Here is a 15,036-nt window from a genome sequence, read left to right on the forward strand (position 1 = left end):
ATCAGCCCGCACCACGATGCGCACGCTGGGAGAACTAGCGGCTCCTCTGCTCTTCGGGTACATGTCGGCCAGGGTTTTTCCCAGCAACGGCCTCAGATGGACCCTCCTCCTCGGCCTCGCCCCGGTCACCGCAGCTGGGCTGCTGGGGCTGCGAGCCCTGCACACGTACCCACGCGACGCGGCTACAGCCACCGCCTCCAACAGGGCCACCCGCGCAGCGAGGCAGCGATGACGCCCCGGCCGATCCTGCTGTCGCCGGTCACACCGATGACCTCATGCGGGACGCGAGACCTGATCCACTTTCAAGCGCCCGGGCGACTCCGGCGAACCGCTGTCCCGTCACAGGGCGTTCGGTCACCGACCGGGCCCCCAGTCACAGGGCGTTCGGAGCGGCCACCGTGTCGAGTGGGTGCAGGATGGTGTGGCGGCGGCCGCGGGAGGTGCGGGGGGTGATCTCCAGGGTGCCGTCGAGCCTCCATCGGCCGGTCAGACCCGATCGCAGCAGAGCCGCGCCGTCGCCGCCGGGCACGATGCGGCCCCGGCCGCCGATGACGTCGAAGGGCAGCGGTCGGCCCGTCGCGCAGATCTCGCCCGTCCGTCCGGTGCCCAGGGGCCGCCCCAGCGCGTCCATCACCGTCAGCCGCACGTCGGGCAGCGGCGCGCCCACCGCTCCCTCGGGCTCGGCGACAGACTCCTGGGTGAACTCCCGTACGGTCCAGGGCAGTACGCCGTCGACCGGGACGAACTCCGCGCGCAGCCGGGTGTTCGGCAGCAGTTCCAGGTGGCGGGCGGCGAGCCCGGCCGAGCAGGGCCCGCCGACGAGCAGGGTCATCCGGGGCCGGTGGTAGGACTCCGTGCGGCCGAGGTGGTCCAGGGCGCGCGCGTACTCCTCGGGGCCGCACACGATCGCCCCCGGACCGTGCCCGGTGGTGGCGTCGAACAGGGCCGTCGCGGACGGCCGTGCGGACAGGGTGCTGCCGGCCGCGAAGGCCCACCACATGGCCGACAGGGTCCGGGTGCCGGTGGCCTTCTCCGCCAGGGATACCGCCGGTGGCGCGCTTCCGGCCTGCGCGGTGCGCGCGGCCAGCGCGAGGCACCAGGCCCGGTGGTCGACCAGATGGCCCACGGGCTCGCCGTCCCCCTCGGCGGCGGTCAGCAGGTAGGCCGCGTCGGTGGGTCCGGACAGGGGCAGCGAGCGGTCGGCGCGCAGCGCGCCGACCCACCGCCACAGCGCGGGGGCGTCCAGGACGAGCCGCGGCCCGCGGCCCTGCCAGCGGTCCCGGGTCGCGAGGCTGCACAGCACCATGTGGGCGCCGCTGAGCAGAGCTGTGCCCTCCCGCTGCCGGGGTGAGGCGTCCCGGCCGACGGGGACGCACACCCCGCCCGCCTTGAGCACGGCCAACTGGGCCACCACGGACTGGCGGTGGTCGGAGCAGTGCACGATCACCGGGTCTCCGAGCTGGAGGCCCTCGCGCAGCAGCGCCGTCGCCAGCTGGGCCGAGCGGGCGTCGGCGCGGGCGTAGGTGAGGTGCTGCTGTCCCTCGTGGACCGCGACGGCGCCCGGGCGGTGCCGTGCCGTGGCCGTGAACAGGCCGTCGAGTGTGCCGGCGGCCAGGGGGCGCGCGGCAGGCCGCGGCGGGCGGGCCGCGCCCGTGCGTGTCAGCTGATCCGTGGTCATGCCACTCCCCCGTCGTCGCGGCCGTCGTCGGTGCGGTGCCTCAGGAAATGAAGTCGTAGAACAGGTGGCCGTCCTCGGCCACCTCCGTCCAGGATGCGAAGCGCCGCATCCCGTACAGCAGGGGCTCTTGGGGGCGCAGTCGGCGCACCCGTTGCACCCGGCCCATGACGACCGTGTGCGTGCCCACGTCGGAGGCGTCCACCACCGCGCAGTCGGCGATGCTGTGGGCGGCCTCCGTCAGATGCGGTCCGGCCTGGTCCACGCCGTCCTGCCACACCACGCGCCGGAACCGGTCGGCGTCCCCGGAGGCGAACAGCTCGGCGGTTTGCCGTGCCGCGTCGTGCAGCAGGTTCAGCGCGAAGGCGCCGCCGGCCGTGATGGCGTCGAGGGTGGGGCTGCCCCGGCGCAGACAGACCAGGAGGGTGGGCGGGTCGAGGGAGACGCTGCACAGCGAGGTGCAGGTCATCCCCCAGGGCTGTCCGTCCGGCGCGGTGGCGGTGACGATGGAGACGCCGGTGGGGAACCCCGCCATGAGGGGCCGCATGTCGACCGGCGGGGGTGCGGTGCCGGGGGTTCCTCCGGTGTGCGGTGTGTCGGTCCGGTCGGGCATGAGGTGCCTCTTCCCTTCGTTGTCCGTCCGATGGGCCGGTGCCAGGCCGGTGTGGGCCTTCATCCCGCCTCGGGGACCGGCTCGCGTGCGAGGTCCGACGCGCGCAGGGCGCGCTGGATCTCCTGGGCGAGCGTCCGCGCGAAGGGCTCGAAGGCGGGGCCGAGGAAGTGGAAGTGGCCTCCCCGGCACAGGATCCTGCGGTGGTCGCCGCGGGTCAGCCGGGCCCAGCCCTCCAGGGCGTACGGCGGGGCGAGCGGGTCCTCGGTGCCGCCGAACACGGTGAGCGGCCCGTTCAGGGGCGGCCGGGCGGGGGCGGGCCGGTAGTCGGCAAGGACGCGCAGGTCGCTGCGGAGCACGCCGAGGAACCTGTCCTGAAAGTCGGGCAGTTCGTGGATCCGCTGCGGCAGCCCGCCCATCGCCGCGAGTTCCGCCATCAGCTCCTCGTCGGGCAGTTCGGGGCGCAGCCGGCCGGGGGCGGCACGGCGGTCGGGTGCCACCCGGCCGGACACGCCGGTCCACACCGGGGGCAGCCCCCGCCGCTCCAGCTCCCTGGCCACCTCGAAGGCGACCGCGCCGCCGAGGCTGTGCCCGAACAGGGCCAGCGGAGTGCCGTCGGCCCAGGCCGCGACGTCATCGGTGACCAGGGCGACGACGTCGGCCATGTTCTCCAGCGCGGGCCGGGTGTGGCGCCGGCCGCGGCCCGGCAGGTCGAGCAACAGCAGGTCCCAGGTCTCCGGGAGGCCGCGGCCGAGCGAGTGGTAGGCGACTCCGGAGGCGCCGGCGTGCGGGATCACGACCAGGCGTACGGGCGGGGCGGTCACGCGGCGGGGCCGCACGAAGGGGCCGGTGTTCATGCGGATGCCTCCTGGTCGGTGCCGGCGGAACCGGCGATGTCGTCGGCCAGCCTGCCGATCAGCTCGCCCATGGGCAGGTCCACGGGGAGGTCCTCGGGGCTCAGGCCGACGGCGAAGTTCTCCTCGACCCGGGTGATGAACAGGGTGGAGATGAAGGAGTCGCCGCCGGCGTCGAGCAGCGACTGCTCGTGGTCGAGGGACTGGTCCTGGGGGGCCTGCAGGGCGTCCTTCAGTTCGGCCTCCAGGTAGGCCGCGATGTCCTGCCTGGTGCGGGAGGCCGGGACGGGCACCCGCGCGCGGGCCGCGCCGCCCGTGGTCGTGCCGGGTTCGCCGACTGCGCCCGCGTCGGGTTCGTCGACCCAGTGGCGGCGGCGCTGGAAGGGGTAGGTGGGCAGGTCTCCGGTGAGCCGGGTGCCGGGCGGGCACAGGCCGTCCATGCGCGGGTCGGCGCCGTCCCGGTAGAGCGCCGCGAGCGCGTCCTGCAGCAGGCCGGGGGCGCGGCCCGGCTCCGCAGCCACCAGCGGCGCGGTACGGGTCCGCCCGTGCGCCTGCCAGGTCAGGACGGCGGGGGTGGTGGCGCCGGCCGCGGGGCGGTCGTGCGGCTCGGGGGTGGTGATGTCGACGCGCAGGCCGAGGCCGCGCAGCAGCCCGGCCAGCCACCGGGCGGGCGGTTCGGCCGGGTCCGGTGCGCTCCGGGCCAGGCCGGGGAAGGCGCCGGTGAGCGCGGTGACGGCGGCGGCCAGGCCGTCGTCCCCGCCGCTGCCGGCGCTCAGGGTGACCGACCGTACGGCGGTGCCGGCGGGCGCGCGGCGCGCCTCGTCCAGGGCCTCGGTGAGGGCGTCGGCCAGCTGCTCGGGGCTGGTGCCGGTGACCGCGACGCGGTGGGCGAAGGGGGCCCGGCCGACGCGCAGGGTGTGGCAGAGCGAGGGGAGTTCGGCCGGGTCCGCCTTGCGGAGGCGGTCCGCGACCCGGGCCGTGAGTTCGGCCAGGGCCTGCGGGTCCCGGGCCGAGAGGGTGAGCAGTTCCCGGCGCGGGGGCACGTCCGCCGGTGCGGTGGAGGCCGCCGGCCGGTAGGCCTCCAGGACGGCGTGCGCGTTGGTGCCGCTCATGCCGAAGGAGTTGATGCCCACGATCCGGCGCGCCAGCTGCGCGGGCCAAAGCCGGTTGCGGCGCGGCACGGTGAACGACAGGTCGTCCCAGGGGATGTGCGGGTTGAGCTCGCCGTCGCTGTCGGAGGCGGCGGCGGGGATCTCCCCGTGCCGGAGCATCAGTACGGCCTTGATCAGGGCGGCGATACCGGAGGCGGCCTCCAGGTGCCCGATACGGGACTTGACGCTGCCGACGCCCAGCGGGACACCGCGTCGGCGGACCGCCTCGCCGAGCACGGCGTCCAGCGCGCCGATCTCGATGGGGTCGCCGAGCACGGTGCCGGTGCCGTGCGCCTCGACCCAGCCGATCTCCTCGGCGGTGACACCGGCGTCGGCCAGGGCGGCGCGGATGACCTCCTGCTGGGCGGGGCCGTTGGGCGCGGTGAGCCCGGAGGCGGCGCCGTCGTGGTTGAGCGCGGAGCCGCGCACCACCGCGAGGACGGGCCGCCCCTCGCGTTCGGCGTCGGCGAGCCGCATCAGCGCGACGGCACCCACGCCCTCGCCCCGGCCGTATCCGTCGGCGGTGGCCAGGAACGACTTGGAGCGGCCGTCGGGCGACAGGGCGCGGGTCTGGCAGAGCGAGACCATGAGGTTCGCCGACAGCAGCAGGTTGGAGCCGCAGACCAGGGCGTAGCGGCACTCGCCCCGGCGCAGTCCCTGCACGGCGAGGTGCAGCGCGGACATGGACGAGGAACAGGCGGTGTCCACACTGACGACGGGGCCGGAGAAGCCCATGACGTAGCTGATCCGGCCGGCTCCGAAGCACAGGCCGCCGCCGGTGGTGTAATAGGGGTCGATGCGGCTGGTGTCGAGCCGGTCCTCCAGCCGTTCGCTGTACTCGGAGGCCATCATCCCCAGGTAGACGCCGACGTCGAGCCGGTCGGACCTGCGCACGGCGATCCCGGCCCGCTCCAGCGCCTCCCACGCGGTCTCCAGCAGCAGGCGCTGCTGCGGGTCGAGCATCCTGGCCTCGCGCTGGGAGATGCCGAAGAAGGCGGCGTCGAAGTGGGCGATGTCGCGCAGGAATCCGGCCCGGTCGACGTAGGAGCGGCCGGGTGTGCCGGGTGTGGGGTCGTAGACGGCGCGCAGTCCGGGCCGCTCGGGCGGGAGTCCGGACAGCGCGATGCCCTCGCCGCGCAGGAAATCCCAGTACGACTCCGGTGTGTCGAGACCCCCGGGCAGGCGCAGGCCCATGCCCACGACGGCCAGCGGCGCGTGCTTTTCCTCCTCCAGTTCCCTGATGCGCTCGCGCAGTTGACGGGACAGCCGCAGCTGCTCCTCCATCAACGTCCGTATCTCCGCGGGGTCCATGGTGTCCGTCCTCATCTCTCACTTCTCGGCCGCGACGTCGTTGCGCACGGCTTCGATCAGTTCCTCGAACGACAGGTCCGCCGGGTCGGCGGCGTCCGGCGCGGGCTCGGCGGCCGGTGCGGGCTCGGCGGCCGGCGCGGCGGGCGGCCGTGGTGGGGCGTCGTCCACGGGGGCCGGCTCCTGCCGGAACAGCCGGTGCAGGAGGTGGTCGGAGATCCGGACGACGGTGGGGTGGTCCAGGGCGACGGTGGCGGGCAGATCGACGCCGAGCGCGTGGGACAGGCGGGTGCGCAGATCGATCACCATGATCGAGTCCAGGCCCAGGTCGCCGAAGCCGAGTTCGTCGTCGACGGCCGCCGGATCGCCGAGGGTCTCGCCCACGACCTCGCGCACCTTCGCGCACATCCGGTCATGCCGCTCGTCGGGGTCCAGGCCGGCGAGGAGGTCGCGCAGCCAGCCGCGCGGCGCGGCGGGGGCCGCGGTGGCGCCGCCGGGAGCGGTGCGGCCGGGACCGTCCCGCAGCAGCGCCCCGAGGGGGTGTCCGGCGGACTGCCCTCCGGTGGGGGCGGGGTCCAGCGCGAGGGCCACCAAGCGTTCGGGCCGGTCCGTGAGGGCCAGCCGCAGCAGCGGTTCGGCCTGCTCGTCCGTCAGCAGCCGCACGCCCCTCCGCTCCGCGGCCCGGGCGACCGTCTCGGTGCCGGCCAGCCCGGCGCGGCGGCGCGGCCGCCAGGGGCCCCAGTCGACGCCGACGGCGGGGATGGCCTGGGCGCGCAGCGCCTGGGCGAGCCCGGCCAGGAAGCCGTTGGCGGCCGCGTAGTTGCTCTGGCCGGCGGCACCGATGACGCTGGAGGCGGAGGAGAAGAGCACGAAGGCGTCCAGGTCCCGGCCGCGCACGGCGGCCGCCAGGTTCTCCGCCCCCTGGGCCTTCGCCGCGAACACCGCGTCGAAGGAGGCGCGCGTCAACTCCTCGAACGGGCCGTCCTGGTTGCTGCCCGCGAGGTGCAGCACGGTGGTCAACGGCCGGTCGGCGCCGGCCTCGGCGACGGCGCGACGGCAGTCGTCGCCTCGCGTGACATCGCCCCGTACCACCCGGACGCGGATGCCGCCGGCGGTGAGGTCGGCGATGGCCGCGCGGGCGACGTCGTCCGGCTCGGACCGGGCCATCAGGGTGATGTCCTCGATGCCTTCGCGGCCGAGGAACTCGGCCGCGCTGAGGCCGAGCGCCCCGAGGCCGCCGGTGATCAGCGCGGCGCCCCGCGTCCGGCGGGACCCGCCGGGCAGACCGGTGCCGATGCCTGTGCCGGTGTACGGCACGAGGCGCGCGGTGCGCACGTGGCCGCCCGTGAGCCGGAAGCGGTGGCCGGGCCGGTCCTCGGCCAGGGCCCGGGTCAGGGTGTGCACCAGGGTGTCGGCGGCCCAGTCCCGGTCGAGCTCGATCCGCAGCAGCCGCCGCTGCGGCTGTTCGGCCTCCAGCGCGGCGACCAGTCCCCACAGGGCCTCGCGCCGCGGGGCGGCGGCCGGGCCGGTGGGACACAGCACCGCGTAGGGGACGTGCGGGGCGGTCGGCCTGAGGGTGTCGGTGAGGGTGAGTACGGCGGTGAGCGCGTCCTCGTGCGCGGGGCCGGCCGGCGCGGCGGAGAACCGGGTGTCGACGACCAGGTCGGCCTCGGCCGGGACCGGGTCGCCGGCGCCCGCCTCGGTGACGCGGTGGCCGAATGCCTCGCAGGCCTTGCGGACGGCGGCGGTCAGGTCGCCCTCCGGCCCGACGAGGACCAGGTGCCGCTGCTGTGGCGTCCGGTCATGGGCCGCTGCCGCCTCGGGCAGCTCGGTCCAGGCCAGTTCGTGGGCGTGCGGCACGCCTTCGCGCAGGGACGCCTCGAGCAGTGCGCGCGGCGCGCTGCGGAAGCGGAAGTCGTCGACCGCCAGCACGGTGGCGCCGCCGTCGTCGAACAGGCGCAGGTCGGCCGAGCGCACCCGGGCGAAGTCGCCGGGCGAGGCCGCGTCGGCGACCTGGGCACGCACGTGCCCCCACAGTCCCCCGTGCCGGGCCGGACGGCCCGGGAAGGACACCCGGGCGGCCGCGAAGGGCACCGCCAGCGCCGTCGCCTCCGCCGGGTCCGCCGCGCCGGCCGCGGCCACCGCGAAGGCGACCGTGCTCTGCAGGCACGAGTCGAGCAGGCCGGGGTGGATCTCGTAGCCGTCCGGGCTCTCGTTCATCTCCAGCGGCTCGCGGAAGCGGACGAGTGCCTCGTCACCGCGCAGCCAGATGTCGCCGATCCAGCGGAAGGACGGGCCGAGGTGGTAGCCGAGCGCGCGCAGATGCCGGTAGAAGTCCGCACCGGTCAGGTGGTGTTCGCTCGCGGCGACGAAGGCGTCCGGGTCGGGCGGCGCCGGCTGAGCGGTTGCGCCGGTGTCGTCCACGACCCGGGCGGCGAGGTGCTCCTGCCAGGTGCCGCGCTCCGGGTCGAGGAGGCTCTGCACGGTGACGGTGCGGGTGCCGTGGTCCTGTTCGGACTCGATGATCTGCACCTCGTACCGCTCGCCCTCCCGCAGCACCAAGGCGCGCGGGAAGTGCAGGTCCGCCAGGGCGACGGGGCGTCCGCCCCGGCCGAGCGCGGACAGCACGGTGGCGGTCTGGGAGGCGCCCGGGACGGAGACGGTGCCGAAGAGCCGGTGGTCGGTGAGGTGGGCGGGGAACTCGGTGCTGCGTTCCGTGACGAACACGCGGCCGCGCAGGGCCGGGGAGTGCAGTGGTGTGCCCCAGGCGGGCGCGTCGTGTACCGCCGCGAGGGCGACGGGGGCGGTGCGCGGGCGCGCGTGGTCGGGGGCCCAGTGCCGTTCCCGGGCGAAGGGGTAGCGGGGCGCGTCGGCACGCGGCACGGGATGCGCCGTCGGCACCTGCCGCCAGTCGAGGTCCTGGCCGAGCAGGTAGAGCCGGCGTGCCGCGGCCAGCAGCGCGGCCCGGTCGCCGGTGCCCCGGCGCAGGGACGTGGCGACCCCGCCGGCCGGCTCGAGTCCAGCGGCCCGGACCAGGTTGACGAGGGTGCGGTCGGGCCCGATCTCCAGGCACAGGTCGACGCCGAGGTCGGCCAGCCGCCGGGCGCCGTCGTGGAACCGCACCGCGTGCCGGGCGTGCCGCCGCCAGTAGTCGGCGTCGTAGGTGTCCGGCTGGGCCGGCCGGCCGGTGAGGTTGGAGACGACCGGAATCTGCGGGGCGTGGAACCGCAGGGCGGCGGCGGTGCCGGCGAACTCGTCGAGGACCGGGTCGAGCAGCCGGGAGTGGAAGGCGTGTGAGACGGTCAGCCGGCGGTGCCGCACCTTCCGCTCGGCAAGGAGGGCGGCGAGCGCGTCGACCTCCTCGGGGGCGCCCGCGACGACGGTGGCCTCCGGCCCGTTGACGGCGGCGATGTCGAGGGCCCGGCCGGTGATCCACTCGGTGACGGCGTCCTCCGGCGCGACGACGGAGAGCATCGCGCCCCGCTCGGTGCCCTGCATCAGCCGGGCCCGTTCGGCGACGAGCGTGAGGCCGGCCTCCAGGTCCATCACCCCGGCGTGCAGCGCGGCGGCGATCTCACCGACGCTGTGCCCCATGACGACGGCGGGTTCGACGCCCCACGACTGCCACAGCGCGGCCAGACAGACCTCGAGGGTGACCAGGGCCGGCTGGGTGACGCGGGTCTCGTGCACGGCGTCCCGGTCGTCCCCGCGGAAGACCAGGTCGGCCAGGGAGGCGCCCAGGGCGGGGGCCAGGACCCGGTCGCAGCGGTCGAACATCTCCCGGAAGACGGGCTGCGTCTCGTACAGCTCCCGGCCCATGCCGAAGAACTGGCTGCCCTGTCCGGCGAAGAGGAAGGCGATGCGCGGCGGCGCCGAGGCGGGGCCGGACGCCGGTTCGGTCAGGCCGGCCAGCAGTTCCTCGCGGGTCCGGCCGAGCAGGGCGCGGCGGTGCGCGTGGTGGGCGCGGCCCCGCCCGGACACGGCGGCGAGCGAGGCCAGTTCGTCCTCGGCGGCACCGGCCAGCCGCTGCTCCCAGGCCGCGCAGAGCCGTTCCAGCCCCGCGGCGTCCGGGGCCGACAGCGGGACGAGGCAGGTGTCGGCGGGTCTGGAGCCGGCGGCCGGGGGACGCGGGTCCGGGGGCGGATCGGCGAGCACCGCATGGGCGTTGGTGCCGGTGAAGCCGAAGCCGGACACACCGGCGATCCGTGGTGTGTCGCCGCGCCGCCAGCGGACCGGCGCGTCCGCCACCCGGATGTTCATGTCGGCCCAGGCCACGTGCGGGTTGGGCTCGGTGTAGTGCAGGTTGGCCGGGACGGTGCCGTGGCGCAGCGCCAGCACGGTCTTGATGATCCCGGCCATGCCGGCCGCCGACTCGCAGTGGCCGATGTTGCTCTTGACCGCGCCGACGAGCAGCGGCTCGCCGGGGCGCCTGCCGGGGCCCAGCACCCGCCAGGCGGCACCGAGTTCGACCGGGTCGCCGAGCACGGTGCCGGTGCCGTGCGCCTCCAGGTAGGACACCTCGTGGCCCGCGACGCCGGCGTCACGCAGCGCGTCCTGCAGCATCGCCGCCTGGGCCCGGCCGCTGGGCGCCGTCAGCCCGGAGGAGGCGCCGTCCTGGTTGACGGCGGACCCCCGGATGACGGCGTGCACGCGGTCCCCGTCGCGCCGCGCGTCGCTGAGCCGCTTCAGCACCAGCACACCGCAGCCCTCGGCGCGGACGAACCCGTTGGCGTCGGCGGAGAAGGTACGGCACCTGCCGTCGGGCGAGAGCATGTGTGCCCGGCTCACGGCGATCGACGAGGAGGGATCCAGCAGGACGTTGACGCCGCCCGCGAGCACCGTGTCGCTCTCCCCGCTGCGCAGCGACCGCACCGCGAGGTGCACGGCCACCAGTGACGAGGAGCAGGCGGTGTCCACGGCCACGGCGGGGCCGGTCAGGCCCAGGGTGTAGGCGAGGCGTCCGGCGGCGGCGTTCAGTGCCGTGCCGGTGCCGTAGTAGGCGTCGATGCCGTCGGGGCCCGCCTGGGCGAGGAGGTGCGCGTAGTCGGTGGAGCTGATGCCGACGAAGACGCCGGTACGGGAGTTGCGCAGCGCGTGCGGGTCGGTGCCGCTGTCCTCCAGGGCGTGCCACGCCGTCTCCAGCAGCAGCCGCTGCTGCGGGTCGAGGTGGTCGGCCTCGCGGGCCGGGATGCCGAAGAAGGAGGCGTCGAACGAGGCGATGTCGCGCAGGAAGCCGCCCTGGTCCGTGGTGATGCGCGCGGTGCCGTCGGCACCGTGGAACGCGGTGGTGTCCCAGCGGTCCTCGGGGACGGGACCGACGCCGTCGCGGCCGGAGATGAGCAGGTCCCACAGCTCCTCCACGGTGTCCGCCTGCGGGAACCGTCCGGCGAGCCCGACGATCGCGATCGGCTCGTGGACGGCGGCGGGGGGTGTCGCGGTCGCGTCCGGCCCCGAGGCGCCGGCCGGGAAGGACACCGGCTCGGCCGGGGACGCGGGGTCGGCGTACGACGCGGCGTCGGCCGGGGACGCGGGGACGTCGTACGACGCGGCGTCGGCCGGGGACGCGGACGCGGGGGCACCCTGCGACGCGGCCTCGGCCGGGCCCGGCTGCGGTGCGGGTGCCGGTGTCGTGGCGGCCGGTGCGGGGTGTGCGGAGGGCCTGGTCAGCAGGACGGCGGCCAGTTCCGCGACCGTGGGATGGTCGAAGACGTCGGCCGACTGGACCGTCACGCCGAAGGCGGACGTCAGCCGGGCCGCGAGGTCGACCGCCATGATCGAGTCGAGGCCCAGGCTCAGGAACCCGGCGTCCTCGCGGACCGCCCCGGCGTCGTCGTGCCCGAGCAGGTCGGCGACGACGCGCCGGACATGGGCGCGCGCAGCGGCGGGCCGGGCCCGCTCCGGCAGCCGGCTCAACTCCCCGGCCACGGACGGCTCGACGGCGGCCGGCCCGGCGGTCGTGGGGCCCGGCGCGGCGGCCGCGTCGGCGGCACCGGTGAACAGCCCACGGCGGCGCACCCCCGCCATCACCTGGGCCAGGCGGGAGGTGTCCAGCGGGCAGGCCACGACGTGCCCCGCGGGCGAGGAGACGTGCGCGGTCAGGGCCGCACGCCCGGTCCGCGCGTCCAGGGCCCGGACGCCCAGGCGGCTGAAGCGGGCGCGGGAGGCGTCGTCGGCCATCCCCTCCCCCTCCAGGGCCCAGGGGCCGTACGCCAGGCTCACCGCGGGCAGGCCGAGGCCGCGGCGGTGGGCGGCGACGGTGTCGAGCGCGCCGTTGGCCGCGGAGTAGGCCGCGTGCCCGTCGGTGCCCCAGAGCGCGGAGACCGACGAGGCCAGGACGAAGAAGTCCAGCGGCCAGTCGGCGGCGGCCAGGTGGAGCCACCACGCGGCGGCGGGCTTGGCGGCGAGCGCGGCGGCGAACCGCTCCTGTCCCGCCTCGGCGGCCGGGGCGCGCTCCACCGTGCCGGCCAGGTGCAGGACGCCCCGGACGGGCGGCAGGTCCGCCAGCGCGGCGGTGAGCGCGGTCACTGCCTCGGAGGTCTCGCAGCCGCCGCCCCGGTAAACGACCTCCGCGCCGGCCGCGCGCAGCGCGTCGAGCGCGGCCAGCGCCGCGGTGCCGAGTTCGGCATGCGGCCGGCGTCCCACGATCATCAGATGGCGGGCGCCGCGCGCCACGAGTTCGGCGCTCAGCTCGCGGCCGACGGCGCCGAGGCCGCCGGTGACGAGATAGGTGCCGTCGGCCCGTACGGTCGTCCCGCCGCCCGGCCGCGGCGCGGGTCGGAGCCGAGCCACCCTGACCGTCGCGTTGCGCACGGCGGCGCTGTCCTCGACGGTGGCGGTGGAGTCGGTGGCGGCGTGCCGCTGCGCCGTGCAGAAGGCCAGGAGCGTCCGGAGGTCCGCGGGCGAGGCCTGGTCCGGCAGGTCGACGACTCCGCCCCAGGCGGTGCCGAGTTCCAGGCCGAGCACGGCGGCCAGGCCGTGCAGGGCGCCGTGCACGGTGGGGGCGACAGGGTCGTCCTCGGCGGTGCGGCGGGCGGCACGGGTGAGGGCGAAGGCCCGGCTGCCCGGGCGGCCCGCCGTCGGCAGCGCGGCCACGGCCCGGCAGACGGCGGTGCACAGCGAGGCGCCCTCGGCGGCCGGATCGCGCCCTCCGGCCAGGGCGGCGTCCAGGGTCGCGGGCAGCGGTCCGGCGGCGAACGCCAGCAGCACGGTGGCGGGTTCGGCGGTGTCCTGTCCGGCCCAGAAGCGGTCCCAGGCCGCGGAGTCGGCGGGCAGGGCGGCGGTGGACCAGCCGTCGGGCGACGGGGTCGGCGGCTCCGGGGTGAGCACGGTGCCGCGCAGCCCCAGGGCGGCGGCCTGCGCGCACAGCCGGGCCAGCAGCGCGACGTCGTCGCCCGCCAGGACGAGGGGGCCGTCGGCGCGTACCGCGGGTGCCGGCAGCTGCTCCCAGACGATCTCGTGGTCGACCGGCAGGGCGGGGCCCGCGGTGGGGACATGGGCCTGGCCGTCCGGGGCCTGGCCGACGGCGTCCGGCCCGGCCCCGGCACCCCGCGCCGCCCCGTCGGCGGTGGCCGCGGCCGTGCCGGGCGGCGGGGCGTCGGGCAGCGTCTCCGGCGCGAACCGCACCCGCTGCCACGGATACGACGGCAGGTCGACGACCTCGCGGGGCAGCGCGTCGGCGGGCCCGGCCTCCGCTGCCGGGGCCCCGTCCGGGCCGTCCCACACCGTCACCTCGGGTGCGGGGACGCCGGAGGCCAGGGCGCGCAGCGCCGCGCGGGCCGCGCGCGGATCGGCGGCCCGCACGCGCGCCCCGGTCTCGTGCCGGTCCCGGCCCCGGCTGACGGTGTAGCAGAACGCCGGGTAGCGGTCGGTGTCGAGGCGGTCGAGGGCGTCGGCGTGGCGCGCGGCCAGTTCCCGCAGCGCCTGCGGGCTCCTGGCCGAGATCTCGAAGCCCTCGGCGCGGGCGGCGGATCCGTCGCTGTTCCTCGCCTCCCGCCGGACCTCGTCCGGCAGGCCGAGGATGACGTGCGCGTTGGTGCCGCTCATGCCGAAGGAGCTCACCCCGGCCCAGCGGCCGCCGGCCGGGTCCCAGTCCTGCAGCTCGGTGGGGACCAGGATGCGGGTGCCGGACAGGTCGATGCGGGGGTTGAGGGTGCGGAAGTGCACCACGGGCGGGATCTTGCGGTGCCGTACGCACAGCATCGCCTTGATCAGGCCGGCGACGCCGGCCGCGCCCTCCAGGTGCCCGACGTTGGTCTTGACGGCGCCGACCGGCAGCGGGGCGTCACCGTTGCGCCGGCCGAGGACGGTGGCCAGCGCCTCCATCTCGATGGGGTCGCCGAGCGCGGTGCCGGTGCCGTGGGCTTCCACGTAGCCGATGTCGGCGGGCTCCAGGCCGGCCTCGGCGAGCGCGGTCTCGATGAGCGCGGCCTGGGACAGGACGTTGGGGGCGGTGAAGCCACCGGAGCGTCCGTCCTGGTTGACGGCGGTGCCGCGGATGACGCCGTGGATGCGGTCGCCGTCCGCCAGGGCCCGGTCGAGCCGTTTGAGCACGACGACGCCGACCCCTTCACCGCGGGTGAAGCCGTTGGCGCGGGCGTCGAAGGTCTTGCACAGGCCGTCGGGTGCCAGCGACCGGGTCTCCTGGACCAGCCGCATCGACCGGGGGGACATGATGAGGTTGGCGCCCGCGGCGAAGGCGACGTCGCACTCGTCGCGGCGCAGCGCCTGGGCCGCGAGGTGCACGGCGACCAGGGACGAGGAGCAGGCGGTGTCGACCGCGAGGGTGGGTCCGGTCAGGCCGAGTGCGTAGGCGATGCGGCCGGCGGCGAAGTTGTGGCCGTTGCCGGTCGTCCAGTACGCGTCGGGTTCGCCGGCCAGCCAGTCGCGGTAGTCCTGCCACATGATGCCCAGGTACAGCCCGGTGCGGGCGGTGCCGAGGCCGGCGGCGGGCAGGGCCGCGTTCTCCAGTGCCTCCCAGGCCACTTCGAGCAGCAGGCGGTGCTGTGGGTCGAGGTGGCGTGCCTCGCGGGGGCTGATGCCGAAGAACGCGGCGTCGAAGTCGAGTACCTCGTCCAGGAAGCCGCCGCGCTGGGGCAATCCCCGCCAGGCGTCCCGGAAGGGGCCCTTGCGTTCTTCGGGCAGGGTGCGGACCAGGTCGCGGCCGGCGGCCAGCGCGTCCCAGTAGGCGTCCAGCGTGTCGATGCCGCCGGGCAGCCGGAGGCCGACGCCGATCACGGCGATCGGCTGGTCGCCGCGCGCCTCGGCGAGTTGCTGCCGCAGGGCGCGGATGGTGTCCATGGCACGGCTGAGCCGGGTGTTCCTCGCCGCGGGCGCGGTCGTCCCTTCCTGCCCTTCCTGCTGGCTGGTGCTGGTCTGTTCCATGTACAGGGGTCCTCGCGTTCCGGGGATGGCGGGTACGGGGATGCGGTCGGCGTGGTG

The 15,036-nt window shown here is 76.2% G+C and carries 5 protein-coding genes; all 5 read right to left on the reverse strand.

Annotation, left to right across the window (positions count from 1 at the left end; all coding sequences use genetic code 11):
• Positions 1 to 373: 373 nt before the first annotated feature.
• From ACFW47_RS16230 to ACFW47_RS16250, 5 genes are read right to left on the reverse strand one after another with little or no spacing between them, the layout of a single operon-like run.
• Positions 374 to 1,678, reverse strand: coding sequence for an AMP-binding protein (locus ACFW47_RS16230; protein WP_386306091.1), 1,305 nt, complete (start codon positions 1,676 to 1,678; stop codon positions 374 to 376).
• A gap of 40 nt (positions 1,679 to 1,718) precedes the next feature.
• Positions 1,719 to 2,288: a flavin reductase family protein gene (locus ACFW47_RS16235; protein WP_386306092.1), complete on the reverse strand. Its 570-nt coding sequence runs from the start codon at positions 2,286 to 2,288 to the stop codon at positions 1,719 to 1,721.
• A 59-nt stretch (positions 2,289 to 2,347) separates the two neighbouring features.
• Positions 2,348 to 3,142, reverse strand: coding sequence for a thioesterase II family protein (locus ACFW47_RS16240; protein WP_386306093.1), 795 nt, complete (start codon positions 3,140 to 3,142; stop codon positions 2,348 to 2,350).
• A complete protein-coding gene (locus ACFW47_RS16245) occupies positions 3,139 to 5,616 on the reverse strand; it encodes a beta-ketoacyl synthase N-terminal-like domain-containing protein (RefSeq protein ID WP_386306094.1) in 2,478 nt (825 codons plus the stop codon). Before ACFW47_RS16245 ends, ACFW47_RS16240 begins: the two co-directional genes overlap by 4 nt.
• A 3-nt stretch (positions 5,617 to 5,619) precedes the next feature.
• Positions 5,620 to 14,979, reverse strand: a complete 9,360-nt coding sequence (locus ACFW47_RS16250; RefSeq protein ID WP_386306095.1) for an SDR family NAD(P)-dependent oxidoreductase — start codon at positions 14,977 to 14,979, stop codon at positions 5,620 to 5,622.
• Positions 14,980 to 15,036 lie beyond the last annotated feature (57 nt).

The sequence above is a fragment of the Streptomyces sp. NPDC058796 genome (assembly GCF_042745235.1).
Classification (GTDB): Bacteria; Actinomycetota; Actinomycetes; order Streptomycetales; family Streptomycetaceae; genus Streptomyces.

Bases quoted from the DNA above. Each gene is read 5' to 3' on its own strand.
- ACFW47_RS16230 (WP_386306091.1), bottom strand. From the start codon at position 1,678: ATGACCACGGATCAGCTGACACGCACGGGCGCGGCCCGCCCGCCGCGG.
- ACFW47_RS16240 (WP_386306093.1), bottom strand. From the start codon at position 3,142: ATGAACACCGGCCCCTTCGTGCGGCCCCGCCGCGTGACCGCCCCGCCC.
- ACFW47_RS16245 (WP_386306094.1), bottom strand. From the start codon at position 5,616: ATGAGGACGGACACCATGGACCCCGCGGAGATACGGACGTTGATGGAG.
- ACFW47_RS16250 (WP_386306095.1), bottom strand. From the start codon at position 14,979: ATGGAACAGACCAGCACCAGCCAGCAGGAAGGGCAGGAAGGGACGACC.
- ACFW47_RS16235 (WP_386306092.1), bottom strand. From the start codon at position 2,288: ATGCCCGACCGGACCGACACACCGCACACCGGAGGAACCCCCGGCACC.